Genomic DNA, 23,410 nt, shown 5'->3' with positions numbered 1-23,410 from the left:
CAGTTTTTATATTTCTGATACTTATTTATGAACATTAAGTAAACTCTTCAGATGCGTAACTTCTTAGGGCACGCCGTATATTTTGGCTATTTACTCAAACCACTCAAACGTCCCTAACATGCCCCGGTGTGACACAAACGCATCAACCCTGCGATTAAATATCAATTCCAATCGATACTGCGTAAATTCTTCTGTCACAAGGAAGTGATCCGCGATATCGGATATTAATACAGCTTCGTCGTATGCTGCATCATAAATAGTCTTGATGAATCGACTGGGCATCAATAGATAAGCAGCCATTCTTTTTGCTTGGTTTTCAAGTTTAGCCAAATCATGTATATCTATCGGCAACTGTGGTGCATTGTGCGCATATAAGTGGCAAAACTCTTCAGCTAACAGCAATTTCCTTTCAATGTGACCAAGATTCTCTTTTAAATAGATTGTCCCGCGCCTAGCCTTTGAACCAGGGATAGAGAAGGATTCTAGGTGACTGATAGATTCAAAGTCGACAGACTGTTCCACGAAGGGGGAGTCAAACGGCATGATAGTCATGCCGTAGCGCCAACAGATGTCGGACATGCTAATCTCGTCAGGGGACGTGTAGTGAAAGTGGGAGAGAACTTTTTCTGCTCGTTCTTCCCAGTAGTCTGTATAGGTACGCAATTGTCGTAGTTGCAAGTAATCACAGCCTTTAGTTTCCTCTATTTAGTCCTCTAATTCCCCAAACCCATCCCCGTGGTCTTCTGTATCATCTTCCAAGAACATCTTCTTCATCTTATAGAGCTTAATAAGCTCCTTAACTTTAGCTTCCGGATCAGAAGCTAAATCATGAAACATGATAGGGTGCTTTTTTAGTTCCTCAAATACTTTTAACTCTTCTATAGAGAGTGTGATTTCTTGACCAGCAACAGTAACTTTGTTGTGCGGTTCAGCTATGTCGGTTCTTCCGAGTAGTTCATCAACCGTAACCTCATAACAGTCAGCTATTTTTTCTAGCATCACTAAATCTGGTTCACTTCGCCCGTTTTCGTAATGTGAGTATCTAGCTCGTGAAACGCCAATCAAACTCGCAATGTCTTCTTGCGTCCGATTGCCTCTCAATTGCTTCATTCGTTCACCTATCATTCGTAACCCCCCCTTACATTTATCATTATTTACCTTAAGTTATATATAAGTATAGATACAATTAGTATCGAATAATAGAAAAAATACAAAATGTATCAAATAATAGTTGACGATACAAAATGTATCGTGTTATAGTGTTGTTACAGATACGGAACGTATCAAGAAGGGAGGTCACTACAGTGAGAGAAGTACTTATAGAAAAACGTCAACAAAAAGAACTCACACAATTGGAAGTTGCGGATAAGATAGGTGTATCCGAAGTGTTTGTGAGGAAAATTGAAAAAGGCGACAGAAATCCAAGCGTAGAGACGATGTTGAAATTTGAGTCGTTGTACAGTACCTCAATGAGGTTACTGTTTCCAGACATTTTTCAGGTATCTAACGATACAAAATGTATCAAATCTAAAATAGTCGTTTAAAAATATGTACCTCACACCCAGCAACGAAAGTTCGAACGAGCGGAGTCGGCCATTATCTTCTTCTATAGAAGGGAGCCACGCCAATTGGTTACGCCAAGACTTCGAACTTTGATTGGTGGGTGTGGCGGAAATGATGGGAGGGAGAAGGGTGTCAGAAGTCACTCTAGTAAACGCGAAAGACTTAAAAGAAATCATCGGCGACGAAGTAAGAAAAGCGGTCGGGGAAGCGTTACGAGAACGTCAACTACCAATCTTACTATCGTTGCAAGATGCGGCGGACTTGTTAGGGGTTAGCCATACAACGGTGTACCGAGCAACGAAGATTCAAGGTTTTCCAGTCACTCATGATTTTGGACACGCAAAGATTGTGACGGATCAGTTGCTCCAATGGATTAAGAGTCGAAGCAATTATGATTTGGTTTACAACTTTGGTAGTTAGCTAAATTCATAAATCATCTATCGAGGAGGAATGTTGCATGAATGATTTAAAAGTAGTTTCTATTAACGGACAACTAGTTACAGATAGTCGTGATGTAGCAGTAATGGTGAATCAACAACATAAAGAGTTGTTACGTACAATTCGCGGATACATCGGCGTTTTAACCGGCGCAGATCTGCGCTCGTCAGATTTTTTCATACCACACACATATATGGATGCTAAAAAAGAGATTCGACCTTGCTTCTTTCTTACCAAAAAAGGGTGTGACATGGTTGCTAATAAATTGACTGGCGAAAAAGGAATACTCTTCACAGCTGAATATGTTACTAGATTTGAAGAAATGGAGAAATCACTAAACGCTCCGAGGGTTCTTACTGAACAAGAACAACTGGAAGCGTCCATGAAACTCACTTTAATGAATTCAAACGAAGTGAAGGAGTTAAAAGTAGAAGTCTCTGAAATTCGTGGAATGGTCGAAAACCAAATCACTTTGGATCATGGAGAACAAAGGGGTTTACAAAGAGCAGTTGCACGAAAGATTTATGAACTTGAAAAGCATCCACAATTACGGCCAAAACTTTTCCGTGAATTGTACAGAGAAATCAAAGACCGATTCGGCGTTGCTTCATATAAAGATGTGAAACGGCAAGAACTACAATCGGCAATCGGTTACGTAAATGCGTGGATACCGAAACGGACGGCATAAAGCGGAGAGGGGCGGGCAAGCCCCTTGTTACACGGAGTTTTCGAAGCGAGGTATTAAGAGGTTGCTAGGAGGGGTCATCCCGGCAAGTTAACTCGTTCCTTCATTAACTATATTACTAGGTTTGAAATAAAAAACTGTTCAACATTTGAACTTGTTCTGATTTAGAACATTAAACGGGAGGAAAGTTTGTCATGGATTTTGGACAAGTACTTAGAAAAGCACGCGTAGGAGCAGGTTTAAGCCAGGAGGAAATGGCTCCACAAATGTTTATGCCACGGAGCACAATTTCGAAGCTGGAGAACGACAAGATGGAGTTAAAAGCAGCAGATTTAATCAGGTGGTTTCAAGTGACGCAAGTTCCAGAAGCGGCAGTAGCATTGATATGCGGCGTAGATGTTGTAGCGGTGTCTCAATTGATTACAACATTACTAGGAGGATTCATTCAATTCATTTTATAGGAGGACACAATGAACTTATTAAAAGGAGAATTACACGAACGATACGCAGCAGAATTATGTTTGAGGGTCGCATACAGGAAGTTGAAAGCAGATGACATCGACCTTGCGCTACATCGAGCAGAGGATGCAGTTCGGTCATTGAAAGCATTACAAGACATAAAAAAACCGACAGACACGGGAATGTCAATCGGCGAAATTTGAAACTATCTCTTAACAACATTGTACCACAGATACGGAGCTTTGGCTCCTATCAAAGTGTCCAGGAGCCATTGAATGATTTCCTCCTAACGAGCTGGTTACTCGTACCCTGGACACCTTGATGGGATTCAACCTATCAGAAAGGATTGATGAAATGAAAAAGTTGAATGTGTACTTCTTCGGCGCAGAACAGATTCATCCGTCAGACGCACGTTGGTTCTACGGAACGCTTAGTGGTGCATCGTTATTAACTTTGGTTTTGTGGGTGGTGACATTATGAAGGAATCATTCAGCAAGTATTGCGGTGAATGTAAGAAAGACTTCGCGCCCGGTGAAATTGTTTACTTCACTTGGTTAGAAAATCATTCGTTTTGCGGCAACTGTAAGCGGAAATTGGTTCTAATCAATGATTGGGAGACAAGGCAGATACCGAAGCGAGGTGAGGAGTAATGGATCATCCAGACATCTTAAGCGCAATGCAATTCGGTTATCCAACAAACGACTACTTGGAACACGAACGTGATTACAACGGCGTCAATCACCCAGTGATCGACGGTCATCCCAATGAAGATATATTCGGTTCTGAAATCAAAAACACTTCATCTTACTTTATGGATGAAAAAGGACAAGCAGTCCATATCGAGAACATTCGGGACTATTTAACGGAGGTAGTCGGGGTTGTATTCTATGAAGCAAAATAAAAGACCCACTGTTAGGGCAGCGGGTCAAGTGTGGTCCTTATACAATTTCTCTTACTCACATTGTACATAGGGACCTCGGATATTACAAGGGAGGGGCTAACATGCAAGCAGAAGTTTTGATCAGCACGGTGGATATGAACCGGCAGGAATGGCTTGAAGCACGAAAGAGCGGCATAGGAGGCAGTGATGTTTCTGCAATTGCAGGACTGAACAAATGGAAATCGCCAGTCGGTGTTTACTTGGACAAAATTGGGGCATCACCAGACGAAGATTCAGCTGGAGAAGCTGCTTACTGGGGCAATGTAATGGAGGATGTCGTTGCACAGGAGTTCAGTATCCGTACAGGGTTAAGAGTTAGGCGTAGGAATGCAATTCTCAAACACCCTGAACATTCTTTCATGTTCGCTAACGTCGACCGGCTTATTGTCGGAAAACGAGAAGGGCTTGAATGCAAAACGGCGTCAGAGTATTTAAAAGGTAGTTGGGAAGACGAAGAGATTCCTGCTGCTTATCTGCTCCAGATTCAGCACTACATGGCCGTTACAGGTTACGAAGCTTGGCACATTGCGGTATTAATTGGTGGCAACAAGTTTCTTTACAAAAAGATTGAACGGGACGAGGAGTTAATCAGCTACCTAATCACGATTGAAAAGAACTTTTGGAATAACCATGTATTAAAACAAATTCCCCCGGCATTCGACGGTTCAGACGCTTCGGTCGACCTGTTAAAAGCGCTTTATCCGGAATCAGTACCAGATTCAGAAGTACAGCTACCAGGTGATGCAGGAACCTTCATTGAGGCGCTTGATGAAATCAGTGTCGAATTGAAGTCTATGGAATTACAAAAAAAGGAATACGAAAACCAAATAAAAGACATGATGAAGGACAACGAAAAAGCGTACTCAGGCGAACGTACTATCACTTGGAAATCGTATAACACGAACAGATTTGATTCTAAGCGCTTCAAGGCAGAACGACCGGATCTATACGAAAAATACGTGAATACGACAGTTGCTCGTAAATTCTCAATTAAATAGGAGGAAATTAATCATGACAACAAAAGAAAATGTGAAAAACCAACTGGCTCAACGTGCTGCAGGCGGCGTGCAAAAACAAGTTACCCCGGAACAATCATTAAACTCTCTATTGAAGCGAATGGGTCCAGAAATTCAAAGAGCATTACCAAAACACTTGGATGCGGATCGTATCGCACGAATCGCCATGACGGCCGTTCGAACAACTCCAAAACTTCTGGAATGCGATCAAATGTCTTTTATTGCGGCAATCATGCAATCAGCTCAACTAGGAGTTGAACCGAACACGGGACTCGGACAAGCGTATCTGATTCCTTATGGCAAGCAAGTCCAGTTTCAATTGGGATATAAGGGCCTCATTGATTTAGCGGTCCGTAGCGGTCAGTACAAAGCTATCTACGCGCACGAAGTTTACGAGAGTGACGAATTTGAATTCCATTACGGATTAACGAAAGATTTGATCCACAAACCTGCATCAGTCCCTACTGGCGAACCGGTCGGTTACTACGCTGTCTATCACCTTCAAAATGGTGGTTACGACTTCGTGTACTGGACGAGAGAACGAATCGATATGCACGCCAAGAAGTTTAGTATGGCGGTGCAAAAAGGATGGACAAGCCCTTGGAAAACAAATTTTGATGCAATGGCGAAAAAGACTGTTCTAAAAGAAGTGCTCAAATATGCGCCTAAATCGATCGAATTACAGAAGTCAGTTGAAGCGGATTCGACAATTAAACACGAAATTGCTCCTGATATGAGCGACATTATCGACGTTACGGACTACACAGTAATTGATGATGAGCCAGTCATTGAGCAAGCTGCTGAAGCGGAAACGAAGGGTAATAAGAAGTCGGTTGAAGAAGTAGCAAACAGCTTGGTATGAGGGGGTAACCCCTCTTTCACCAACTAATAAAGGGAGGAACTTGTAATGGCGAGACCACAAAAGCTGGGCCTTGATTACTTTCCGTTAGATGTAGACATCGACCAGGATGACAAGATCCAGTTGGTCGAAGCCTTGCATGGAACGACCGGATTTGCAGTCGTAATCAAGTTGTTAATGCGAATTTACAAAGAAGGTTACTACTATGATTGGACGGAAATGGAGCAATTACTGTTCAGCAGAAGAGTAAATGTAGACATTAACTCCCTCAACGACATAGTAAATGACTGCATTAAATACGGAGTATTCGATCTAAAACTCTATGAAAAATACAAAGTATTGACATCACATGGGATACAAGAACGGTACTTCGAAGCTTCAAAAAGGAGAAAGAACATTACAGTAGTTAACCAATATATGTTAATTAATGAGTCTAAAATAGTTAATGTGAACATCAACCGAGTAAATGTAGACATTAATGGTGAAGTAGATGATGGAAATGTTACAGAAAGTACACAAAGTAAAGTAAAGGAAAGTAAAGAAGAGGAAAGTAAACAACAGGAAACTACAGAAGCGCCAAATTCAGAAGAAAAAACACCAAAAGAAAAACCTGTTGTTGTTGTCGATAAATCATTCGGAGAAATAATTTCATTTTACGAACAGAACGTCGGATTGATTTCACCACACGTAAGTCAAGAACTTGGCTTTCTCGTTGACGACCATAATTCTGAATTAGTTTTCTGTGCTTTGAAAAAGTCGGTGGAAGCAAGGCCAAAGAATCTGATTCGATACACGCAAGGTATTTTGAAGAATTGGGCAAACCACAATGTGAAGACGATTGAAGATGTTCAGAAGCTTGATGATTTAGCGAAAACATCGAATGTGGCGAGATTGCCTGTTATCCCAGTTTACGAAAGGAGTGAAGCGGATGGAGTCACCAGCAAACGTAATGAGCAAAATACTAGCACGTTCGGGGATGTCCAACTCTACAGCTAAGCCTCCAGTTATCCAATGCAGGTTCTGCGGAGAAGACGAACCGCAAATGCAGATTGAGCACCCGTTTAAAATTGCACTGCATTGGGTGTCACTCGCTTGTCCTTGTGAAGCAAAAGCCCGTGAGGATTTCAAACGCGAGCAGGACGCAAAGCTGAAAAGGGTGCGAATTAACAAAGCTTTGAAACTATCTAGCGCAATGGACGAAATCAAATCAATGACTTTCGAAAACTATAAAATTCGTCCAGGTACGGAATCGGCTCATAAAGAGATACGTTCTGCAGTAGACGATTTTGAAGCGCGTGGGAGATTAGGTGTTTTCATTTTCGGTGAAACAGGCAACGGCAAAAGCCACCTAACAGCAGCAGGCGGAAACGAACTGATTGAAAAAGGCTATGCGGTCATCTTCATTGCTGAAAAAGACTTGCTAAGTAGATTGCAAGCGACTCGGAATTTTAACAACAAAGAATCGTTTGGCGAAATCATGGATGCGTGTATGGAAGCCGACTTATTAATTTGGGACGATTTCATGAGTAGTCAAAAGCTTTCGGCTGACGAGAAAGATTGGATATTCCAAATTATAAACGGCAGAGAGCGAGCAAATAGACCAATTTGGTACACATCAAACATTACGACGAAAGAATTCACAGATCCGCTGACTCCTTACAAACTCGATGACAAGGGGCGTACATGGTGGCGCATTGTCGGTAATTCGGAGTGTAAATACAACCAAGCTAGTAATCACAGGCAGGCGTACGTGACGGCCAGGGCGTTAGGTATCAGCGTTGAGGAATATGAAAAACGTGTACAGGGGGAAGCGGAATGACTGAAAAAGTGAAGGTGCCAAGCGGGGTAGATGACGCGATTAAGTGGGCACGGGAAAAAGGATACACAGATTGCGGGATTGTCCTTGCAACGCAATTTGTACCAATCAAATTTAATTTCGAGGTAATTGCTAGGTGGATGGTTGAAGGTGATGGTAAAAACGATGACAAGTTGCTGAATGCGCTTGTGAATGGCTACGAAGTCGAACCGGAGCACAAGGTTGGGGATTGGGCGAAGGTCGTATTCACTAGTGGCGGACAAGCGATAGGGATAGTCGATACGTTAGCGTTTGATGACATTATCTTCGATTATCTGGATCAAAACACGGAAGTCAAGCGATGCCGAATACATCGTGATTGTGCAACAACACCGACTCCCGAAGAAATCAAGACCGAACGGGAACGTCGATTGTGGGCGAAGATCGATAGAAAACCCTACGAGGTCAAAGATGATGACGTAATGATTATTCGGGAAGGTCGGCACGATAATTCGTTGCAAGTAAAAGATTTCGATAAACGCGAACTACACCAAATGATGCGTAGTGGTGACATCATCGGATTCTACCCAGTCGAATCCTTCATCAGTTTTGAGGAGGTCGAATCCAATGCCTAAACACATCATCAACAAACTAATCCTAACAGCGGGCGCATGGAACAACACTGGATGCAAGGACAAGCATCTGGAAAGACAATTCAACTCATTGCTCAACGAATTGCGGATCACGACAGGAACGACACCGGAGGGCGCTGTGGAATTGCTACTAGCTGAACTTGGCGAAGTGGAGGCGATGACGGCATGAATAAATCTGCTGAGAAATATATCATCGAACAATTGGTTGCACTGAATGTTACTAGTGGTCGATATGGTGAGTCGTTGTATGGGATGGACTATCGGTCTCTTGTTAGTTTACTAGCAGTGCAAAGGGCGGTGGCGGAATGAGGGAGATTAAATTTCGTGGTAAATCCACCTTAGAAATCGACTACTTAGACATGATAGGGGTCGTGCATGCAAACGGTTGGGTGTTTGGCAATCTGATTACAAACGAAGGAAAACCTTATATTGTCGGTGATATTGAAGATGTAACAGACGAGTATATCAATCCCACAAGTTGGATATCGGTTCATCCGAAATCGATTGGACAGTTTACTGGATTGAAAGATAAAGGCGGCAAAAAGATTTACGAGGGTCATGTATTGAAACGCGATTTCGAAATAGGCAATACAATCTATCACCCTGTCACGCTAGGAGCAATGGATTACGAAATCTCCGACAGTGGTCACTTCAGAGGTGTTGTGCATTACCGACCGTCCGAGGGATTTGTACTAGCGAAAGTCCAGAAGTACAGCGACGAAAATGAATTAGTGGAAAAGAAAAGTGCGGTCAAAATCTATCCGAGATATGCAGAAATTATCGGGAATCAGTTCGAAAATCCGGAGTTGCTGGAGGTGGCGGAATGACGTGGGAGGAATTGGAAGAGTTGAAAGCGGCTCGTGAAACTATAAAAGGTTTCGCTCGATCATTATTTGATTGTCCCGTTGAAGAACTTAAAGAACCTTACAAGGGCGCTTATGAAAAATTAGGCGAAGTTATTGAAAGATGGGAGTGTACGCCTTGATTAACCGCACAGTTCTTGTCGGCCGTCTCACAAAGGATCCTGAACTCAAGCATACGCAAACAGGAATTGCCGTCACACGCTTCACCCTCGCGGTCAACAGAGCATTCAAAAACGCAGCTGGCGAGCAAGAAGCAGATTTTATCAGTTGCGTCGCTTGGAGAAAACAGGCTGAAAACGTTGCGAACTTCTTGAAGAAAGGCAGTCTGGTCGGTTTGGATGGGAGAATTCAAACCGGCAGTTTCGAGGGAACGGATGGCAAGCGCGTTTATACGACAGAAATTGTTGCAGATTCAGTTCAATTTCTAGAACCGAGAAACGGTAATGCGAAAAACGAGTCTAGCAATCAATCTAACGGCCCTAATCAGTCGGGGCAGACAAATACTCAGAATCAACAACAGAACGCTCAGAATCGACGGGAAACGACATCAGAAGACCCATTTTCGACGAATGGCGGACCGATAGAGGTATCGGATGATGATTTGCCGTTCTAAAACTATGAAACTTTGAAAGGGTGATCGAATTGGAAAAACGATACGACTACATCACGCCAAAGGATTATATTACTGCAGAAAATAACGGGATTAACAATAAAGCGTTAGAACAACGTGTGCGGGATTACGGATGGGACGTTGATCGCGCGGTTACGCAACCGATGCGAAAGAGTTCTTCTTTCAAGTTAGTTTGGGAGAAGTGGGAAGAAATTGCTACGAAGAACGGCGTATCACGTACTCGGTTTTACCATCGAATTAAAAATGATGGATGGTCGGAGGAAAAAGCGGCGACGCAAAAACTTAGTAACGGAAGATGGACGGAACGGCAATTAGAAGTTATGAAAACGAATAATTTAACGCCTAACACAGTGAACATGCGGATAACAAAGATGGGTTGGACGGAAGAAAAAGCGCTGCATACTCCGAAAATGACTGAAGCGGAACGGGTAAAACGTGTTGGAGAAGGAACTAGAAAATATCACAGGGAACGGGGCGTAAATAGTGGATTTAACAAAATTATTTGAAATGCAGAAGGTGCTGGATGAACGGATTGTACGTGAAAAAGGGCTAGAAGGACGCGACACGCTTCCCGAGAAGATTCTTGCTTTACAGGTTGAATTGGGTGAATGCGCGAATGAATGGCGTGGCTTTAAGTTTTGGAGTGAGGACAGGGAGCCGAGGAGCTGCGTAATTAACCGAGAGGGCGAAACTGCAGATGAATATTATAAAAACCCACTGCTCGAAGAATACGTTGACTGTCTGCATTTTATCTTGTCGATTGGGTTGGAAGTGGGCATAAAGCGATTTGAATACGGATCTTTAAATCCTCAATACAAAGAATCCGATATTGCAAACCAATTTATGCGCGTTATGGATTATACGTTGGGATTACGGGATGACGATTACTGCTTAGAACTGATTCAGTCATTCGTCTATCTTGGTGAAATGCTTGGCTTCACATGGGATCAAATCGAATCAGCTTACTACGCGAAAAACGAAATCAATCACACAAGACAAGCGGAGGGATACTAATGGACGCATGTAATCGTTGCGGCAGAGAACTTAAAACACAGAAGTCAATCGATGATGGTTACGGTCCTGTCTGTATGAAAAAACAGGGTGCAGAAGATGCGGAGTTTGAGAGAATTCAAATTACGCTTGATGAGGTTGTTGAGAAAGAGGTGGCGGTTTGAGGAAGCCATATAGTCGTTCCCACGCTAACCGTGGAGCTGGGCTTGAAAGATTGATAGACATGACAAATCAGCAGTATCGCAATAAGGGTGTTGCGGACATTCGTAAGATCCCGACACCTGTGCAGATACAAAGTAACGTCCGGGGGAAAGTCACTGGGTACACACAGAAACCGGAGTGGGTTGATTACTCAGGAGTTCATGATGGCAGAGCAATCGTGTTCGACGCGAAAGAAACATCTAGCAAAACTAGTTTCCCGTTAGAAAATATTTCAGAACATCAATATGAGTTGTTGAAATCTTGGTATCAGAAAGGCGCTTGGTCGTTCTTGCTTGTTCAATTTACGAAACATGATGAAGTATACCTTTTACCTTTCAAAACGCTAGAAATGTATTGGGAGGATGCTAGAAAAGGCGGCAGGAAATCCATACCGCATCCGTTTTTCTTTATGAATTGTGACTTGATTAAAAGTGATAAGGGGTACGTACTGCATTATCTTAAATCATGTTAAGGGGATGAGGGAATGGGCGAGTATTTCACAACGAAAGTCACTGGTATTGATGAGACCGAAGTTAAACGGCGAGTAGCTGAACTGATTGTGAAGGGATTCGAAGTTGTTACGGAAGGTTCTGAATCCCGTTCGGTAGCAATTTACAAAAGAACTAATAGTGTGGGTAGGTCGAAAACTGCATTCGCCGAGCGTGAAGAACGTGGGAAATACATTGTGGTCATGCGTCGGCGGAATGCGGTATGAACCAACGTCCGTGGCGACTGTTGTATCGATGGGAAAGTGGCCATAAGGTTTGGTCCTATGAGCCCCTTTGGGGCAAGGAGCTGAAACGGCTGCAGCGAGAAGGTTGGGAACTGTGGCGCGGTTGACACATTAAGCGAAGGAGTGAGAGGAATGAATATTATCGTAAATGAGCAAGCACAGGCATTTTGGTTAGCTTATCCCGATAGATGGGTAAATGCGGTTGGGCATGAAATAAAAGTCGGTGAGTATCAATTTTGCGCCACGCCAAAAGGGAAAAAAATAAACGTGTCAGAAATCACCACAGGTACCAAACTATTCGAATATCAGATAGACCCATTAACGTGGTTAGTTGCCGCTACGAAAGAGGGGTACATCAATTATCTACACGTGGTAGGTGAACGGATAGCTGAAATAATGTCCGGTAGTAAGAATTTTGATCGGGAGTTCGAACGGATGAAAAAGGCGTCGTTTGAAATGTTAGGCGCTATGCCACCTATTGAAAATGTGGATTTAGGGTAAGACGCATTCCGTTTGAAATAAGACACATAAGGCGAAGCAAAGGGAGTGAGTTTATGAAGCGTAAAATTGCGTCACGCAAATTAAAACGCACTTGTATTTATTGCAATAAGTCATTCGCAAGAGGTGAAGTTTATTATCTTAAAAGACTGGTTTTTAAGTTTATGGGAGAACTCGCGGCTGATGAATACATCTCCTGTTCACGTTGTAAGTACGAAAATGAACGCAAAGGCGAAAGACATAAACGGTTTGTAGAATCGGGGAAATGTCATCACCCAATAACCGATACAGTTTGGACAACAATGGCGGGAGAAGATTATGTAAAAGAGCCATCACATACAGAATGTTGCGTTTGTGGCGATCATGTTTGATTCGCCGTTCGACCATTATGTGACACAAAGGAGCACCGTCATGAACAACCAAAAAACAATACAAAGGGCTGCGGCTAGACTTGCTTATCTTGGGAGTTTGCCGATGGATAGTGAAGTTGTGAAGAGGGTTCGGGTTGGTAAGGGTGATCCGTTGGTTAAGAGGATGATTTGTATATTTGCGAGGGGGAGAATGGGATGACTGAAACGAATGCGGAACAAAGACTAAATTTGATAAGAGAAGCTGATATCTGTCTAGCAATTAAGGATTTGGCTACAAAGAAACCTTGGCCCGATCCGAATGTAGACGAAATCATGAAGGACGTTTCCTGGCTTATCGAACAAGCTGAACGGATTCCGGAGTTGGAAAGAAACATCAAATTATTAGAGGGGCAAAAAGGAATAAAAACTGCATTGAACAATGAAGCAATTAAAATAATCGAAGAAAAAGAGCAAGAAAACGAGCAATTGTGTGAAGCATTGAAGGAAGTATTCGAATTAGCTAAACACGATAACCAATCAAGATATTTAGATAAATGTTATGTGGTTGCACGTCAAGCATTGAAAGATGTGGAATAACGAACACAAACGGAGGAAGGGCATGCATTATCTTTTCGACGACGATCGGATCAATCTGAATCCGATATTTAAACAGCGGGAATTGGACAAGTTTTATGAAATGTGGGAAGACGGGGCAAGTCTTTCTACGATTGCTAGGGCGATGAAAAGAAAGAATTTGGATATAACCCTGCTGATTATTGATCGGGCTGAAGCTGGTGCGATTAAGGATAGAGGGACGGGGATATTTGGGCAATGAAAGGATGATAGCGGATGAAGATAGATCTTATAAGTGGTCAAAAAGTATTTAAAAACATGACAAACAAGTTGAGTGAGGAAGAGTACGCAAAAACGAAAGCTCAGTTTTGGTTATTCATGCTAAATGACGGAAACAAACCAACGAAATGGCTCAAACCGAATGCAAGCGGAACAAAAGTGAATTTTGATTATATGAAAGGACAAAGCGAATATGACCGGGGACTTTTAGAATTAGAGGTTTACTTGCATGAAATTAACGAGAGGTTCGGTCTAGATTACAAGTTCAGTAGGGAATAAAAAAAGACAGGAAACCCTCCTGTCCTCGGCGGGATTAGTATAACACAAGGAGGGGTCCTGGTGAAGAAGATAGAAATCGAACGAACGCTTAAAGATTATCACTGGATGATGAACACGGTCAAGATGATGAGAGATTCATTGCAATCCGCAGGAACTGGATTGGTTGCACAGTATGGTGATGAGGCGGGCATGCCAAAAGCGCAAGGGGTAACTGGTGACGTTGTCCTTAGCGAAGTGATACGACGAGGGAAGCGATGGGATCAGATAACAGAGTATGAAAGTAAAATAAAGCTCATTCAAAGCAACATATATGTGATCACGGACGAACGAGAAGCGGAGATTCTACATTGGCTGTTAGAGGGCAAAAGTCATTCGTGGATATCGAGGCACATGGGGTTATCTCATACTCATGTAAACAGAATCAGTATATCGATAGCGAAGCAAATATCGGAAAATGTTCAATATGTTCAAAACGTTCAAAAGTGCATTTAGTTCAGAAATATATTTTTTTGAAAAAGATTTGTACACTTAAAGGCAGGTTCGGGGAGTTGGGTGGTCTTGAGGTGCGGAAGCATACTTCGGCTACCAATTCCCCTAATGCGTGCTTTGTGCTTTGAAAACTACGCATCACACAGTCATAGAAAAATCGAGGGCTAGTAGGTGCTGGATACCGTTAGCTGACAGTGGGACTTGATATGGTGTGTAGTTTTGAAAATATAAAGGATTTACACCTTTTTGATGTATTATGTAAAAGAGGTGATTTTCTTGGAGGGATTCAAAAAGGGCGTTGATAATGCGATGCCGTTCATCATAGTTATATCAATAATACTAATGAATCTTTTGCTTTGCGGAGGAATCATAAGTATGTTTTTTGTTGATAAAGAAGCGATAATAGCCGGGGTGATTGCTTTTTTTGGTGCTGTTATCGGTGGATCAATCACCTTGATGGGTGTAAGTAAAACTATCAAGGAAAACAGAAAAGGTGAAAGAATAAAAGAAATTAAAATCGATTTGAAGTCTGTCGAATATTTGAATGACGAACTGTACAGACTTTTCAACAGTCTCTATCCGGATAAATTGATACCCGAACAGGAACTGAATAACTTGAAAATATTAAGAAACAAAGTAAGCTCATTAGTTAATTCGCCCGATGTATTTGTTTTAGGTGATAAGGTAAATAAAAAAATATCCGACCTGGGCAAGCTGATTAATGAATGTGAAATGGCAGTAATGCTTAAGAGGGATATGGAAGTAAATCCAATCGATGAGATTATACCTGAGGTCGTCAGCTGTTTTAGCGTTATTGAAAAAAAGAGGGAAGAACTAAGGGAAGAGTATATGCGATTACAAGCACTTTAAATGGTGCTTTTTTCTATGCCTAAAAATAAACTAAGCAACTAGCATAATGAGGTGATGCCATTGAATGTGAAGAAAAAGAAAAGTGGAAGCAGAGGGAAGTTCGTTGAATGGTTAAATCCAGAAGGGTTAATCAAGATTGAAGGTTGGGCACGCGATGGTTTAACAGATGAACAGATCGCTACAAATATAGGCATTAGTCGTTCGACATTGAATGAATGGAAAAAGAAGTATTCGGACATATCGGACGCCTTAAAAAGGGGCAAGGAAGTAGTTGACCGTCAAGTTGAGAATGCGTTGCTTAAACGGGCTCTAGGGTACCAATACAACGAAGTTACACAAGAAAAAACTTGGAGTGACGAACTAGGGATATATGAGATGTCAGTTACAAAGATTGTCACAAAAGAAGTTAATCCAGATACGACCGCTCAAATCTTCTGGCTCAAGAACCGTAAACCCAAAGACTGGCGTGACAAGCAGGATATCCAACATAGCGGCAATATGGACATCAATAACCCAGTTAAGGGCCTTACAACAGAGGAACTTAGGAAGCTGATAGACAAATGACGGATTTAGAGAAAATAAAACAGATGGCCAAGTTGGAACTCGCTAACCGTGAGTTCTTTTATTTTTGTCATTTGCTAGCGCCTGACTTCTATGCGGCAGACCGTCAGTATTTAATCGACCTATGCAATGAGATGCAAGCGTTCTACGAATCGGATGATGACGTGTTAATCGTTAACGTGCCACCACGTCATGGTAAGTCCAGAACGGCCGTCATGCTTGCGCAATGGATATTCGGTCAGAACAAAGAAGAAAAGATTATGACGGGTTCATACAATGAGACGCTTTCGACAATGTTCTCTAAAGGTGTTCGTAACGGCATATCTGAGGAGAAGGCAGACAAGGAACGCATCATTTACAGAGACATATTCCCTGACGTGCATATTAAACAAGGTGATGCTGCAATGAACCTTTGGAGTTTGGATGGCGGCTACAATAACTACCTAGCAACATCTCCAACAGGTACTGCAACTGGTTTTGGTGCTTCGGTGCTAATCATCGATGACTTAATTAAAAACTCTCTCGAAGCTTACAATGCCTTAACGCTTGAAAAGCACTGGGATTGGTTCACGAATACGATGCTTTCACGTCTTGAAGAAGGCGGTAAAATCATCCTAATCATGACTCGTTGGGCGAGCAATGACCTCGCAGGAATGGCACTTGATCACTTTAAAGATGAAAAAAAGGCAGTTCGTCATGTTCTTATGAAGGCATTGCGAGATGACGGATCAATGTTATGTCCAGCTGTTCTCTCGAGGGATAGCTACGACATGAAGGTTCGAGCAATGGGGATTCATATTGCATCCGCAAACTACCAACAGGAGCCGGTTGATATCAAGGGGCGCCTGTATAGTTCATTTAAAACGTATGCCAACATTCCTGTTGATAAATTCAGTCGCATCATATCGTACACCGACACTGCCGATACTGGGAGTGATTTTTTGTGTTCAATTGTTGCTGGCGAATTTAATGGAGAATTGTATGTGCTAGATGTTCTTTATACGAAAGATAGTATGGAAATAACAGAACCTAAAACCGCGGATTTACTTGTTGCGAACGAAGTGAATGATGCGTTAATCGAGTCAAATAACGGCGGACGTGGTTTTGCCCGTACGGTCGAAAGAATGATATGGGAGCGGCATAAGACGAGGAAAGTTAGCGTCAAGTGGTTCCATCAAAGCAAAAACAAACAGGCTAGAATATTATCAAACTCCTCGTTCGTCGTAGAACACGTTTATTTCCCGGTCAATTGGAAAGACAAATGGCCGGAATACTATAAAAGTATGAACGAGTTCCAAAAGGAGGGGAAAAACAAACACGATGATGCCCCGGATACAACAACAGGACTCGTCGAAATGATTAACAGCAAGCGGAAAGCCCGTGCAGTTCAGTCGCTATATTAAAAAGAGGTGAAAAGATGAAACGCTCTACTATTCGAATGACGGTGGATGAACCGAATGATGCGATTATAAAAGAAATCATTAAGCAACACACAGCATCGAAAAACATCACACTAGGACTATATCAGCGTTATGACCAAGAGGGAGTTCCTATTCAAAGTCGGACTTTCAAAGATGCCTTGAAGCCTAATAATAAGCTTTCCCACGATTACCGGGGATACGTAATTAACCAAGTCGTCGGTTATCTGTGGGGGAATCCTATTTCGTATCAAATAAATAAAGTTAGGTACGGCGAAAATGAATACGAAGCTTATGATGATGCGCTTGAAGATTTTAATACTTTAAATGTTATAGATGATCTCGACAGCGAACTTGGTAAACTCGCAAGCATTTGCGGGTATGCATCAAGATTGGTTTATATCGATACAGACGGCGTTGAAAGAGTAATGAATATTTCACCCTGGGAAGCGGTGTTTATCGAGAGCAAAAACAAAACCACTCATGCCGTGCGGTACTACACTGAAAAGTATTACGAAGGTAAGGAAGAGAAGGAGCGAACTTTAGTCGAATGGTACGACTCAACGAACGTTTCGTTTTATGTGAAAAGCGAAAAGAGCGGAAATTCATTCGTTCTTGATGACGAAGGGGTCAAGCCTCACTTATTTGATCATGTGCCCTTAATTCTTTTCCAGAACAACGATGAAGAGCGCGGCGACTTCGAAAAGGTTGAAATGCTCATTGATGCTTACGACAAGAATCGTAGCGACTCCACGAATGAAGTTGAGACGTTTGCTAATGCGTATATGGCATTTAAAGGAGTAACTATAGACTCCGAAACGATTAATGAGATGAAACAGACAGGCGGCATTGAAATCGATGAAAATGGCGATGTCTTTTTCATTACCAAGAATATTAACGATACGTTTGTCGAGAATACCCGTAAAAATTTGAACGAGGATATTCATAAGTTCTCCGCGAGCGTCGACATGAACGACGAAAAATTCAGTGGTGCTTCGCAATCGGGAGAAAGTCGGAAGTGGAAACTAATCGAACTCGAGAACAAAGCCGGCACCAAGGCTCGTAAGTTCGGCGTTGGACTACGTGAACAATTTAAAGTGCTATGCAGTGCGTGGTCCAAAAAAGGAATCGCGTTGAATTATTTAGATGTCTTTTGGGAATTTAAACGAAATCTTCCGATTGACCTTTTGTACATTGGTGAATCTATTTCCAAATTGAAAGGTTTGCATAGCGACCAGACGTTGTTAGGGCTAATCCCCTATATCGATGACATCGAGTACGAACAACAGCTCATGGAGCAGGAGAAGAGTGCTTACATCGACCTTGATAATCTTCCTCCGGATGAAAAGAAAGAGGTGAATTAAGCTGAAGAAATTCCCGTGGTTTATTTTGTTTTATGTCGCTGTATGGGTCGGGATTGTAAAACTGTATTTCTTTGATGAAGCATCCACTTTCGAAATGTTGGTGATTTTATTGCTGATTCACATTGTTGGTCAGTTGCAGAAGAAAGAAATTGTTAATCATACGCACTATCACATCAATAACACAAAAAACAAGTGAAGAGGAGTGAAAAAAGATGGACAGGAGCTTAAAGCAAGGCGGGAAAGTAAGACATCTCGATACGAGAAGTGAAGGCGAAAAAATGGTTGATAGCTATATTGAGGCTTTGCCGTCGGCTCTCAAGTTATTCGTTCCGCAGGCGAAAGGATTGAAAGCGAAATACGACAGTCTTATTGCAGAGGGGTTCACTCCTGTACAAGCTTTGGAGATAGTTAAGACTCGATATTCGAATAATATTGGAAAGGGAGATTGAATATGAAATATAAAGAGTTTCGAACAGTTGGCAGCATCACTTATTCCAAAGAAATCGAAGGTACCCTAGAAGAGGTATTGGAGGTAATTAGAGGTGTGAATGAGAGTCGGGAGGAGAATGAAAATAATGAATCTAGCACAAATGAAAGATAAAGAAAATATCAAGACAGAAATATACGCTCTCTCTTCAATAAGAGAAGCACTTCATGGAGATGGCAAACACGCTGAGGGGACCGTCATTACGAACGTCCAAAAGCGACTACAAGACTTAGTAAATGAAACGAACAGTGAAAAGGAAGCGACTTCGAGTTTACGTAACACTAGTGTAAATGTTAATTTCGAAAGTCTAGGAACTGATATTAATAGAGTAATTGAGATAATGAATAAGAGAATGGATGAAGCAGCGGGCTTTGTGAGTGTAGGCGATGCGAAATTTGCAATTGCAGAAGCAGAACCGCTATTGAAAGTGGGTGTTGGATTCGCTGATGCGCCTCGCGAACAATTCAAAACTGTATTGCATGTGGTTGCGGATAGGGTGGCAAGTGAATGTCAAGACCTTGATAAACGTAATGACGAGGGAAGGCTTCGTGAATTATCTGACTTAATTGACTCGTATGGCAGTCTTTATAGCAAGTTATTTTAACTGTCGTTAAGCACCGACATTAAATAGGCTTATTTATTTTGCACTTATCAGGGCGAAAGAACTGAAAAGGGCACAAGGAGGAATAATTCATAATGACAGAACAAACACCAACACCAACACCAACACCTATCCCGACACCGAGTCCAACGCCAGAGCCACAGCCACAAGGTGCAGCAATGTCACTTGAAGCGGTACAAGCCTTCGTAAATGATGATGACGGCGGCAAGAAGTGGCTTCAATCCTTAACGGATACTCGCGTTACGGATGCCATTAAGACCTACGAAACTAAAACGTTTCCTGGGAAGTTGGAAGAAGAAATCTCAAAACGCTTCCCTGCTGAAACGACAGAACAAAAGCAACTACGTGAATTGCAACAAAAATTCGAACAACTAGAAACAGAGAAAACGCGAGAATCACTCAAGAATAAAGCGTTATCCTTTGCGACCGAAAAGGCGCTACCTACTCAATTGGTAGACTACTTTATCGGGCAAGACGAGGATGCGACGTTGAAAAACTTGGGGAATTTCGAAGAAGTGTTCGCAGCTGCTGTTCAAGCGGGAGTAAGTGAGAAATTTAAAGCGAATGGCCGTGACCCGCAAGTACCCGTACCACCTGGCGCGCCATTGACTAAAGAAGTTATTGAAAAGATGACGCCAAAAGAAATTAACGAGAACTGGGGACAGATTGAAGCGTTCCTAAAAACTACTTGATAAGAAACTAGGAGGATGATTTTTTATGACACTAAACAATTTTATTCCAACGATTTGGAGTGCGCGACTACTTGAAAATTTAAACAAAACAATGGTGTACGGTCAACCACACATTATTAATCGTGATTATGAAGGTGAAATTTCAGCACTAGGTGATACGGTCAAAATTAATAGCATCGGCCGTGTGGCTGTTGGTGATTATGCGAAGAACTCGAATATGACAGATCCTGAAACTCTAACGGATGAAACTCGTACGTTGGTAATTAATCAATCGAAGTTCTTCAATTTCCAGATTGATGATGTGGACAAGATTCAACAAAACCCGAAACTCATGAATGCAGCCATGCAAGAAGCGGCGTATGCATTACGTAATGTTGCGGATCAATTTATTGCGAGCCACTACACAGATGCGATTAACACGATTGGTGACGATACAGCACCGATTGTCCCGACGAAAAACGATGCTTACGAGTATCTTGTGGACCTGTCTGTATTACTTGATGAATCCAACGTTCCGGAGGAAGGGCGTTTCGTAGTAGTGCCACCTTGGTACGAGGGATTAATGCTAAAGGATGATCGTTTCGTCAAAGCGGGCAACCTTTCATCTGAACAGCGTCTATTGAATGGGATTGTCGGTCAAGCAGCAGGATTCAACGTCTTGAAATCCAACAACGTACCAACGGGCGGCGAAGAAGGAACTCTTAACCACAAGATCATCGCGGGCCACAACATCGCTTGGTCATTCGCTGACCAAGCTGCACAGGTTGAGGCGTACCGTCCGGAAAGCAGATTTGCGGATGCAGTGAAAGGTCTTCATCTCTATGGCGCTAAAGTGACACGTGGCGAAGCGTTGGCGGTTCTGTCTGCTAAACGTTCATAACTACAACATGAGGGCTTATGCCCTCTTATTTTTTTGAAGGAGGGTTAATATGTGGGTTGAAAATATCCGAACGGGCAAAAAGTGGTTTGTTACAGAAGAATTGGGGAAGCGACTCCTTAGAAATGAGGACTATGTAGAACATGTGCCTTCTGAGTCGAAACCAGATGCGCCAGCTAAAAAGAAAACAGGTAAGTAACCTTGGCCAACCTTAATAAAACGCCAGAGCAAATCAATCGGGCGCTCGGTCAACGGATTAAAGGTTCTGACCGGGCTATTGCCAAACGATATGCCGTGATGCTAAATGAGGTCCGCGCAGAATTGGCTTCGCTCTATGAGAAGTATGAGGTAGGCGGCGTCCTCACGTATGCTGAGATGGCGAAATATGACCGTCTCAATAAATTCACCGGCAAAGTGAATGGATTGCTTAAAACCAATTACGCAGACATCAAGGACACCATCTACGATGTTCTGGGTGAATCGTATAAAGACGGTTTTTATATGACGGCATGGGCTGTTGAAACAGATACGTTGAGCAAGCTTGCTTATTCGGCTGTTTCTGCAGAAGTAATCACAAAATCAATCGAAAATCCAATCAGTGGATTAACGTTGAATCATCGGCTCGAAAAATCACGCAGCAATGTTGTATATGCGATCCAAGAGCAAGTAACGCTTGGACTCGTCCAAGGCGACACATATGGTACGATGGCGAGTCGCTTGAAAGGGGTGCTAGAGGGCGATGCGACTAAAGCTATGGCAATTGTGCGAACTGAGGCACATCGTGTTTCACAGGCGTCCCAATTCGACAGCGCGGTTCACGCTAATCGTAATGGCATTATCATGACGAAGGAATGGGGCTCATCGAAGGATGAGCGCACACGGAGTTCTCACGCTAATTTAGAGGGAACTAAGATTCCGGTGGATCAAGATTTCGAGGGGAAGAATGGCAGCGGACCAGCACCTGGACAACTCGGTCACCCATCTGAAGATATTAGATGCAGATGCGTATTGTATTATTCAGTCGAATCAATCGGCAGACCAAACGCCCGGGAGCTTGAAGGCATGGCATTTGATACGTGGCAAGAAGAAAGGATTAGAGGTGAAGGTTAATGGATCTCGATGATTTGAAAGTCAGAATGGGAATCCCGCTTGATAATGTTGACCCCGTTCGTGATGCGAAGTTAGCGGCTGATTTAGAAGATGCTATCGATTACGCGAAAGAATGGTGCAATAATCAATTCGAGAACGGACTTCCTTCCGGCGTAAAGAGAGCGATTGTCACAATCATCAAGTCGTATAGCGAAAGCAAAAACGTCCAGTCACAACGACTCGGTGACATGTCTAAATCATTCTTTGAAGGCGGCTCCATAGTTTCTGCTCATGGCGATCTGAGACCGTGGAAGAAGGTGAGGTTCACATGACTGTCCATTTGCAAGACAGGAACAATATTCCCGAACTTATGCGGACGTTGCGACGGATGAAAGGTAAGGATATTCAGGTGGGTGTCCACGAGGGTGATTCGGAGATGTCGATGATTGCGGCGGTACATGAGTATGGGGAACCAAAACTCAACATACCAGAACGCTCATTTATTCGTAGCGGTTTCGACGAGCACGTTGACAAGGTGCAAGAAAAGATAGTGGAATTGATGCCAGCCGTCATTCATAACAACGTAGACCCCGATGTATTTCTAGATGCTATAGGGATGGAGTTTGCGAGTCTGATTAAGAAGAAGTTAATAGACTTACAAGACCCACCAAACAGTGAAAAGACGATTAAAATAAAAGGCTCATCGAACCCATTGATTGATACTGGTCGATTGCGTGATTCGATAGTTCATAAGGTGAAGTAGATGGCTAAACCATTTGAGTTTGCTGATTTCGTCGATGAATTTCAAGTGCCATTTGTTTATTTCAATCACCAAGAAGGTTACTGGAATGATGAAGGTGATTACATCGAGGAGAAAGACGAACCTATCCCTATGACAGGAATCGTCCTCCCGTTGACCGAAAACGATTTGAAGTATGCAGAAGCGGGAACATATTCGCAGAAAGAAAAGAAACTCTATACAGTTGATCCACTCGAAGAAGGTCGGCTTATTGAGTACAAAGGCGATAAGTACACGATTCAAGCATTCAAAGATTATACCGATTATGCAGACGTTTATATCTATCTGGCAAGATTTCGCGATAAGTAGAGGATGA

At 42.5% G+C, this 23,410-nt stretch carries 46 protein-coding genes; 44 read left to right on the top strand and 2 right to left on the bottom strand.

The annotated features are described in order from the left end of the window. Window positions 1-90: 90 nt before the first annotated feature. Window positions 91-678 (bottom strand): ImmA/IrrE family metallo-endopeptidase, encoded by a 588-nt coding sequence (locus MKZ11_RS18655; protein ID WP_340795858.1) that lies wholly within the window; start codon window positions 676-678, stop codon window positions 91-93. 27 nt (window positions 679-705) lie between these two features. Further along, complete coding sequence (locus MKZ11_RS18650; RefSeq protein WP_340795857.1) at window positions 706-1,125, bottom strand: helix-turn-helix domain-containing protein; 420 nt, start codon at window positions 1,123-1,125, stop codon at window positions 706-708. A 179-nt stretch (window positions 1,126-1,304) separates the two neighbouring features. On the opposite strand from MKZ11_RS18650, the gene MKZ11_RS18645 reads away from it, so the two are divergent. The 44 genes from MKZ11_RS18645 to MKZ11_RS18430 all read left to right on the top strand — a co-directional run bounded on the left by MKZ11_RS18645 (window position 1,305) and on the right by MKZ11_RS18430 (window position 23,403). Beyond that, on the top strand, window positions 1,305-1,544 hold the full coding sequence (locus MKZ11_RS18645) for a helix-turn-helix transcriptional regulator (RefSeq protein ID WP_340795856.1): 240 nt from the start codon (window positions 1,305-1,307) through the stop codon (window positions 1,542-1,544). Window positions 1,545-1,692: 148 nt separating this feature from the next. After that, a complete protein-coding gene (locus MKZ11_RS18640; RefSeq protein WP_156476052.1) occupies window positions 1,693-1,983 on the top strand; it encodes a helix-turn-helix transcriptional regulator in 291 nt (96 codons plus the stop codon). 37 nt (window positions 1,984-2,020) lie between these two features. Continuing rightward, on the top strand, window positions 2,021-2,689 hold the full coding sequence (locus MKZ11_RS18635; RefSeq protein WP_340795855.1) for a Rha family transcriptional regulator: 669 nt from the start codon (window positions 2,021-2,023) through the stop codon (window positions 2,687-2,689). A gap of 191 nt (window positions 2,690-2,880) precedes the next feature. Next, window positions 2,881-3,147, top strand: coding sequence for a helix-turn-helix domain-containing protein (locus MKZ11_RS18630; protein WP_340795620.1), 267 nt, complete (start codon window positions 2,881-2,883; stop codon window positions 3,145-3,147). Window positions 3,148-3,156: 9 nt separating this feature from the next. Further along, window positions 3,157-3,348 carry a hypothetical protein gene (locus MKZ11_RS18625; protein WP_340795854.1) on the top strand — a complete coding sequence of 64 codons (192 nt, stop codon included), beginning with the start codon at window positions 3,157-3,159 and terminating at the stop codon, window positions 3,346-3,348. Window positions 3,349-3,466: 118 nt separating this feature from the next. After that, complete coding sequence (locus MKZ11_RS18620) at window positions 3,467-3,625, top strand: hypothetical protein (RefSeq protein WP_340795853.1); 159 nt, start codon at window positions 3,467-3,469, stop codon at window positions 3,623-3,625. Then, window positions 3,622-3,795 (top strand): hypothetical protein, encoded by a 174-nt coding sequence (locus MKZ11_RS18615; RefSeq protein ID WP_340795852.1) that lies wholly within the window; start codon window positions 3,622-3,624, stop codon window positions 3,793-3,795. The genes MKZ11_RS18620 and MKZ11_RS18615 overlap by 4 nt, the downstream gene beginning before the upstream one ends. Further along, window positions 3,795-4,046: a YqaI family protein gene (locus MKZ11_RS18610; protein WP_340795851.1), complete on the top strand. Its 252-nt coding sequence runs from the start codon at window positions 3,795-3,797 to the stop codon at window positions 4,044-4,046. Before MKZ11_RS18615 ends, MKZ11_RS18610 begins: the two co-directional genes overlap by 1 nt. Window positions 4,047-4,147: 101 nt before the next feature. Next, complete coding sequence (locus MKZ11_RS18605) at window positions 4,148-5,083, top strand: YqaJ viral recombinase family nuclease (RefSeq protein WP_340795850.1); 936 nt, start codon at window positions 4,148-4,150, stop codon at window positions 5,081-5,083. 13 nt (window positions 5,084-5,096) lie between these two features. Next, the gene (locus MKZ11_RS18600) at window positions 5,097-5,963 is read left to right on the top strand and encodes a recombinase RecT (RefSeq protein WP_340795849.1); all 867 of its coding nucleotides are present in this window, start codon (window positions 5,097-5,099) and stop codon (window positions 5,961-5,963) included. A gap of 45 nt (window positions 5,964-6,008) precedes the next feature. Beyond that, complete coding sequence (locus tag MKZ11_RS18595) at window positions 6,009-6,956, top strand: Lin1244/Lin1753 domain-containing protein (protein ID WP_340795848.1); 948 nt, start codon at window positions 6,009-6,011, stop codon at window positions 6,954-6,956. Further along, the gene (locus tag MKZ11_RS18590) at window positions 6,910-7,779 is read left to right on the top strand and encodes an ATP-binding protein (protein ID WP_340795847.1); all 870 of its coding nucleotides are present in this window, start codon (window positions 6,910-6,912) and stop codon (window positions 7,777-7,779) included. The genes MKZ11_RS18595 and MKZ11_RS18590 overlap by 47 nt, the downstream gene beginning before the upstream one ends. After that, window positions 7,776-8,390 carry a DUF1642 domain-containing protein gene (locus tag MKZ11_RS18585; RefSeq protein ID WP_340795846.1) on the top strand — a complete coding sequence of 205 codons (615 nt, stop codon included), beginning with the start codon at window positions 7,776-7,778 and terminating at the stop codon, window positions 8,388-8,390. The genes MKZ11_RS18590 and MKZ11_RS18585 overlap by 4 nt, the downstream gene beginning before the upstream one ends. Continuing rightward, window positions 8,383-8,577, top strand: coding sequence for a hypothetical protein (locus MKZ11_RS18580; RefSeq protein ID WP_340795845.1), 195 nt, complete (start codon window positions 8,383-8,385; stop codon window positions 8,575-8,577). The genes MKZ11_RS18585 and MKZ11_RS18580 overlap by 8 nt, the downstream gene beginning before the upstream one ends. Next, a complete protein-coding gene (locus MKZ11_RS18575) occupies window positions 8,574-8,717 on the top strand; it encodes a hypothetical protein (RefSeq protein WP_340795844.1) in 144 nt (47 codons plus the stop codon). Before MKZ11_RS18580 ends, MKZ11_RS18575 begins: the two co-directional genes overlap by 4 nt. Next, on the top strand, window positions 8,714-9,235 hold the full coding sequence (locus tag MKZ11_RS18570; protein ID WP_340795843.1) for a YopX family protein: 522 nt from the start codon (window positions 8,714-8,716) through the stop codon (window positions 9,233-9,235). Before MKZ11_RS18575 ends, MKZ11_RS18570 begins: the two co-directional genes overlap by 4 nt. Continuing rightward, window positions 9,232-9,393 (top strand): hypothetical protein, encoded by a 162-nt coding sequence (locus tag MKZ11_RS18565; protein WP_340795842.1) that lies wholly within the window; start codon window positions 9,232-9,234, stop codon window positions 9,391-9,393. The genes MKZ11_RS18570 and MKZ11_RS18565 overlap by 4 nt, the downstream gene beginning before the upstream one ends. Then, complete coding sequence (gene ssb / locus MKZ11_RS18560; protein ID WP_340795841.1) at window positions 9,390-9,884, top strand: single-stranded DNA-binding protein; 495 nt, start codon at window positions 9,390-9,392, stop codon at window positions 9,882-9,884. Before MKZ11_RS18565 ends, ssb begins: the two co-directional genes overlap by 4 nt. 29 nt (window positions 9,885-9,913) lie before the next feature. Next, window positions 9,914-10,408, top strand: coding sequence for a hypothetical protein (locus MKZ11_RS18555; protein WP_340795840.1), 495 nt, complete (start codon window positions 9,914-9,916; stop codon window positions 10,406-10,408). After that, the gene (locus MKZ11_RS18550; RefSeq protein ID WP_340795839.1) at window positions 10,386-10,916 is read left to right on the top strand and encodes a dUTP diphosphatase; all 531 of its coding nucleotides are present in this window, start codon (window positions 10,386-10,388) and stop codon (window positions 10,914-10,916) included. The genes MKZ11_RS18555 and MKZ11_RS18550 overlap by 23 nt, the downstream gene beginning before the upstream one ends. After that, window positions 10,916-11,077: a DUF6011 domain-containing protein gene (locus tag MKZ11_RS18545; RefSeq protein WP_340795838.1), complete on the top strand. Its 162-nt coding sequence runs from the start codon at window positions 10,916-10,918 to the stop codon at window positions 11,075-11,077. The genes MKZ11_RS18550 and MKZ11_RS18545 overlap by 1 nt, the downstream gene beginning before the upstream one ends. Next, window positions 11,074-11,586, top strand: a complete 513-nt coding sequence (locus tag MKZ11_RS18540) for a Holliday junction resolvase RecU (RefSeq protein WP_340795837.1) — start codon at window positions 11,074-11,076, stop codon at window positions 11,584-11,586. The genes MKZ11_RS18545 and MKZ11_RS18540 overlap by 4 nt, the downstream gene beginning before the upstream one ends. Window positions 11,587-11,598: 12 nt before the next feature. Next, window positions 11,599-11,829, top strand: a complete 231-nt coding sequence (locus MKZ11_RS18535) for a hypothetical protein (protein WP_340795836.1) — start codon at window positions 11,599-11,601, stop codon at window positions 11,827-11,829. Window positions 11,830-11,979: 150 nt separating this feature from the next. Next, window positions 11,980-12,348, top strand: a complete 369-nt coding sequence (locus tag MKZ11_RS18530; RefSeq protein WP_340795835.1) for a hypothetical protein — start codon at window positions 11,980-11,982, stop codon at window positions 12,346-12,348. 53 nt (window positions 12,349-12,401) lie between these two features. Beyond that, on the top strand, window positions 12,402-12,716 hold the full coding sequence (locus MKZ11_RS18525) for a hypothetical protein (RefSeq protein ID WP_340795834.1): 315 nt from the start codon (window positions 12,402-12,404) through the stop codon (window positions 12,714-12,716). A gap of 195 nt (window positions 12,717-12,911) precedes the next feature. Continuing rightward, the gene (locus MKZ11_RS18520) at window positions 12,912-13,292 is read left to right on the top strand and encodes a hypothetical protein (protein WP_340795833.1); all 381 of its coding nucleotides are present in this window, start codon (window positions 12,912-12,914) and stop codon (window positions 13,290-13,292) included. Window positions 13,293-13,314: 22 nt separating this feature from the next. Continuing rightward, window positions 13,315-13,530, top strand: a complete 216-nt coding sequence (locus MKZ11_RS18515; RefSeq protein WP_340795832.1) for a hypothetical protein — start codon at window positions 13,315-13,317, stop codon at window positions 13,528-13,530. Between the two features lie 14 nt (window positions 13,531-13,544). Beyond that, window positions 13,545-13,826: a hypothetical protein gene (locus tag MKZ11_RS18510; protein ID WP_340795831.1), complete on the top strand. Its 282-nt coding sequence runs from the start codon at window positions 13,545-13,547 to the stop codon at window positions 13,824-13,826. Between the two features lie 60 nt (window positions 13,827-13,886). After that, window positions 13,887-14,318, top strand: a complete 432-nt coding sequence (locus MKZ11_RS18505) for a helix-turn-helix transcriptional regulator (protein ID WP_340795830.1) — start codon at window positions 13,887-13,889, stop codon at window positions 14,316-14,318. Between the two features lie 273 nt (window positions 14,319-14,591). Then, a complete protein-coding gene (locus MKZ11_RS18500; RefSeq protein ID WP_340795829.1) occupies window positions 14,592-15,185 on the top strand; it encodes a hypothetical protein in 594 nt (197 codons plus the stop codon). A gap of 60 nt (window positions 15,186-15,245) precedes the next feature. After that, window positions 15,246-15,749: a helix-turn-helix domain-containing protein gene (locus tag MKZ11_RS18495; RefSeq protein WP_340795828.1), complete on the top strand. Its 504-nt coding sequence runs from the start codon at window positions 15,246-15,248 to the stop codon at window positions 15,747-15,749. Further along, window positions 15,746-17,149, top strand: a complete 1,404-nt coding sequence (terL, locus tag MKZ11_RS18490) for a phage terminase large subunit (RefSeq protein WP_340795827.1) — start codon at window positions 15,746-15,748, stop codon at window positions 17,147-17,149. Before MKZ11_RS18495 ends, terL begins: the two co-directional genes overlap by 4 nt. Window positions 17,150-17,163: 14 nt before the next feature. Beyond that, window positions 17,164-18,528, top strand: a complete 1,365-nt coding sequence (locus MKZ11_RS18485; protein WP_340795826.1) for a phage portal protein — start codon at window positions 17,164-17,166, stop codon at window positions 18,526-18,528. Between the two features lie 25 nt (window positions 18,529-18,553). Next, a complete protein-coding gene (locus MKZ11_RS18480; RefSeq protein ID WP_340795825.1) occupies window positions 18,554-18,724 on the top strand; it encodes a hypothetical protein in 171 nt (56 codons plus the stop codon). A gap of 16 nt (window positions 18,725-18,740) precedes the next feature. Next, a complete protein-coding gene (locus tag MKZ11_RS18475) occupies window positions 18,741-18,977 on the top strand; it encodes a hypothetical protein (RefSeq protein ID WP_340795824.1) in 237 nt (78 codons plus the stop codon). Between the two features lie 2 nt (window positions 18,978-18,979). After that, a complete protein-coding gene (locus MKZ11_RS18470) occupies window positions 18,980-19,129 on the top strand; it encodes a hypothetical protein (protein WP_340795823.1) in 150 nt (49 codons plus the stop codon). Continuing rightward, window positions 19,104-19,619 carry a hypothetical protein gene (locus MKZ11_RS18465; protein ID WP_340795822.1) on the top strand — a complete coding sequence of 172 codons (516 nt, stop codon included), beginning with the start codon at window positions 19,104-19,106 and terminating at the stop codon, window positions 19,617-19,619. Before MKZ11_RS18470 ends, MKZ11_RS18465 begins: the two co-directional genes overlap by 26 nt. A 92-nt stretch (window positions 19,620-19,711) precedes the next feature. After that, window positions 19,712-20,329, top strand: coding sequence for a DUF4355 domain-containing protein (locus tag MKZ11_RS18460; protein ID WP_340795821.1), 618 nt, complete (start codon window positions 19,712-19,714; stop codon window positions 20,327-20,329). A gap of 25 nt (window positions 20,330-20,354) precedes the next feature. Further along, complete coding sequence (locus MKZ11_RS18455; protein WP_340795820.1) at window positions 20,355-21,209, top strand: phage capsid protein; 855 nt, start codon at window positions 20,355-20,357, stop codon at window positions 21,207-21,209. A 49-nt stretch (window positions 21,210-21,258) separates the two neighbouring features. Beyond that, complete coding sequence (locus tag MKZ11_RS18450; protein ID WP_340795819.1) at window positions 21,259-21,405, top strand: hypothetical protein; 147 nt, start codon at window positions 21,259-21,261, stop codon at window positions 21,403-21,405. A gap of 2 nt (window positions 21,406-21,407) precedes the next feature. Further along, complete coding sequence (locus MKZ11_RS18445; protein WP_340795818.1) at window positions 21,408-22,316, top strand: phage minor head protein; 909 nt, start codon at window positions 21,408-21,410, stop codon at window positions 22,314-22,316. Beyond that, window positions 22,316-22,627, top strand: a complete 312-nt coding sequence (locus MKZ11_RS18440) for a phage head-tail connector protein (RefSeq protein WP_340795817.1) — start codon at window positions 22,316-22,318, stop codon at window positions 22,625-22,627. The genes MKZ11_RS18445 and MKZ11_RS18440 overlap by 1 nt, the downstream gene beginning before the upstream one ends. Then, complete coding sequence (locus MKZ11_RS18435) at window positions 22,624-23,058, top strand: hypothetical protein (protein ID WP_340795816.1); 435 nt, start codon at window positions 22,624-22,626, stop codon at window positions 23,056-23,058. The genes MKZ11_RS18440 and MKZ11_RS18435 overlap by 4 nt, the downstream gene beginning before the upstream one ends. Further along, window positions 23,059-23,403, top strand: coding sequence for a hypothetical protein (locus MKZ11_RS18430; RefSeq protein WP_340795815.1), 345 nt, complete (start codon window positions 23,059-23,061; stop codon window positions 23,401-23,403). It begins immediately after the preceding gene. Window positions 23,404-23,410 lie beyond the last annotated feature (7 nt).

Origin of the sequence: Sporosarcina sp. FSL K6-1508 (assembly GCF_038007465.1) — a bacterium.
GTDB classification, from domain to species: Bacteria; Bacillota; Bacilli; order Bacillales_A; family Planococcaceae; genus Sporosarcina; species Sporosarcina psychrophila_B.
The sequence above is the reverse complement of the archived record's forward strand: the minus strand, read 5'-3'. Positions and strand labels throughout refer to the sequence as shown.

Bases quoted from the DNA above. Each gene is read 5' to 3' on its own strand.
- MKZ11_RS18650 (WP_340795857.1), bottom strand. From the start codon at position 1,125: ATGATAGGTGAACGAATGAAGCAATTGAGAGGCAATCGGACGCAAGAA.
- MKZ11_RS18635 (WP_340795855.1), top strand. From the start codon at position 2,021: ATGAATGATTTAAAAGTAGTTTCTATTAACGGACAACTAGTTACAGAT.
- MKZ11_RS18630 (WP_340795620.1), top strand. From the start codon at position 2,881: ATGGATTTTGGACAAGTACTTAGAAAAGCACGCGTAGGAGCAGGTTTA.
- MKZ11_RS18625 (WP_340795854.1), top strand. From the start codon at position 3,157: ATGAACTTATTAAAAGGAGAATTACACGAACGATACGCAGCAGAATTA.
- MKZ11_RS18620 (WP_340795853.1), top strand. From the start codon at position 3,467: ATGGGATTCAACCTATCAGAAAGGATTGATGAAATGAAAAAGTTGAAT.
- MKZ11_RS18615 (WP_340795852.1), top strand. From the start codon at position 3,622: ATGAAGGAATCATTCAGCAAGTATTGCGGTGAATGTAAGAAAGACTTC.
- MKZ11_RS18610 (WP_340795851.1), top strand. From the start codon at position 3,795: ATGGATCATCCAGACATCTTAAGCGCAATGCAATTCGGTTATCCAACA.
- MKZ11_RS18605 (WP_340795850.1), top strand. From the start codon at position 4,148: ATGCAAGCAGAAGTTTTGATCAGCACGGTGGATATGAACCGGCAGGAA.
- MKZ11_RS18600 (WP_340795849.1), top strand. From the start codon at position 5,097: ATGACAACAAAAGAAAATGTGAAAAACCAACTGGCTCAACGTGCTGCA.
- MKZ11_RS18595 (WP_340795848.1), top strand. From the start codon at position 6,009: ATGGCGAGACCACAAAAGCTGGGCCTTGATTACTTTCCGTTAGATGTA.
- MKZ11_RS18590 (WP_340795847.1), top strand. From the start codon at position 6,910: ATGAGCAAAATACTAGCACGTTCGGGGATGTCCAACTCTACAGCTAAG.
- MKZ11_RS18585 (WP_340795846.1), top strand. From the start codon at position 7,776: ATGACTGAAAAAGTGAAGGTGCCAAGCGGGGTAGATGACGCGATTAAG.
- MKZ11_RS18580 (WP_340795845.1), top strand. From the start codon at position 8,383: ATGCCTAAACACATCATCAACAAACTAATCCTAACAGCGGGCGCATGG.
- MKZ11_RS18575 (WP_340795844.1), top strand. From the start codon at position 8,574: ATGAATAAATCTGCTGAGAAATATATCATCGAACAATTGGTTGCACTG.
- MKZ11_RS18570 (WP_340795843.1), top strand. From the start codon at position 8,714: ATGAGGGAGATTAAATTTCGTGGTAAATCCACCTTAGAAATCGACTAC.
- MKZ11_RS18565 (WP_340795842.1), top strand. From the start codon at position 9,232: ATGACGTGGGAGGAATTGGAAGAGTTGAAAGCGGCTCGTGAAACTATA.
- MKZ11_RS18545 (WP_340795838.1), top strand. From the start codon at position 10,916: ATGGACGCATGTAATCGTTGCGGCAGAGAACTTAAAACACAGAAGTCA.
- MKZ11_RS18535 (WP_340795836.1), top strand. From the start codon at position 11,599: ATGGGCGAGTATTTCACAACGAAAGTCACTGGTATTGATGAGACCGAA.
- MKZ11_RS18530 (WP_340795835.1), top strand. From the start codon at position 11,980: ATGAATATTATCGTAAATGAGCAAGCACAGGCATTTTGGTTAGCTTAT.
- MKZ11_RS18525 (WP_340795834.1), top strand. From the start codon at position 12,402: ATGAAGCGTAAAATTGCGTCACGCAAATTAAAACGCACTTGTATTTAT.
- MKZ11_RS18520 (WP_340795833.1), top strand. From the start codon at position 12,912: ATGACTGAAACGAATGCGGAACAAAGACTAAATTTGATAAGAGAAGCT.
- MKZ11_RS18515 (WP_340795832.1), top strand. From the start codon at position 13,315: ATGCATTATCTTTTCGACGACGATCGGATCAATCTGAATCCGATATTT.
- MKZ11_RS18510 (WP_340795831.1), top strand. From the start codon at position 13,545: ATGAAGATAGATCTTATAAGTGGTCAAAAAGTATTTAAAAACATGACA.
- terL (WP_340795827.1), top strand. From the start codon at position 15,746: ATGACGGATTTAGAGAAAATAAAACAGATGGCCAAGTTGGAACTCGCT.
- MKZ11_RS18485 (WP_340795826.1), top strand. From the start codon at position 17,164: ATGAAACGCTCTACTATTCGAATGACGGTGGATGAACCGAATGATGCG.
- MKZ11_RS18475 (WP_340795824.1), top strand. From the start codon at position 18,741: ATGGACAGGAGCTTAAAGCAAGGCGGGAAAGTAAGACATCTCGATACG.
- MKZ11_RS18470 (WP_340795823.1), top strand. From the start codon at position 18,980: ATGAAATATAAAGAGTTTCGAACAGTTGGCAGCATCACTTATTCCAAA.
- MKZ11_RS18465 (WP_340795822.1), top strand. From the start codon at position 19,104: ATGAATCTAGCACAAATGAAAGATAAAGAAAATATCAAGACAGAAATA.
- MKZ11_RS18460 (WP_340795821.1), top strand. From the start codon at position 19,712: ATGACAGAACAAACACCAACACCAACACCAACACCTATCCCGACACCG.
- MKZ11_RS18455 (WP_340795820.1), top strand. From the start codon at position 20,355: ATGACACTAAACAATTTTATTCCAACGATTTGGAGTGCGCGACTACTT.
- MKZ11_RS18450 (WP_340795819.1), top strand. From the start codon at position 21,259: ATGTGGGTTGAAAATATCCGAACGGGCAAAAAGTGGTTTGTTACAGAA.
- MKZ11_RS18440 (WP_340795817.1), top strand. From the start codon at position 22,316: ATGGATCTCGATGATTTGAAAGTCAGAATGGGAATCCCGCTTGATAAT.
- MKZ11_RS18435 (WP_340795816.1), top strand. From the start codon at position 22,624: ATGACTGTCCATTTGCAAGACAGGAACAATATTCCCGAACTTATGCGG.
- MKZ11_RS18430 (WP_340795815.1), top strand. From the start codon at position 23,059: ATGGCTAAACCATTTGAGTTTGCTGATTTCGTCGATGAATTTCAAGTG.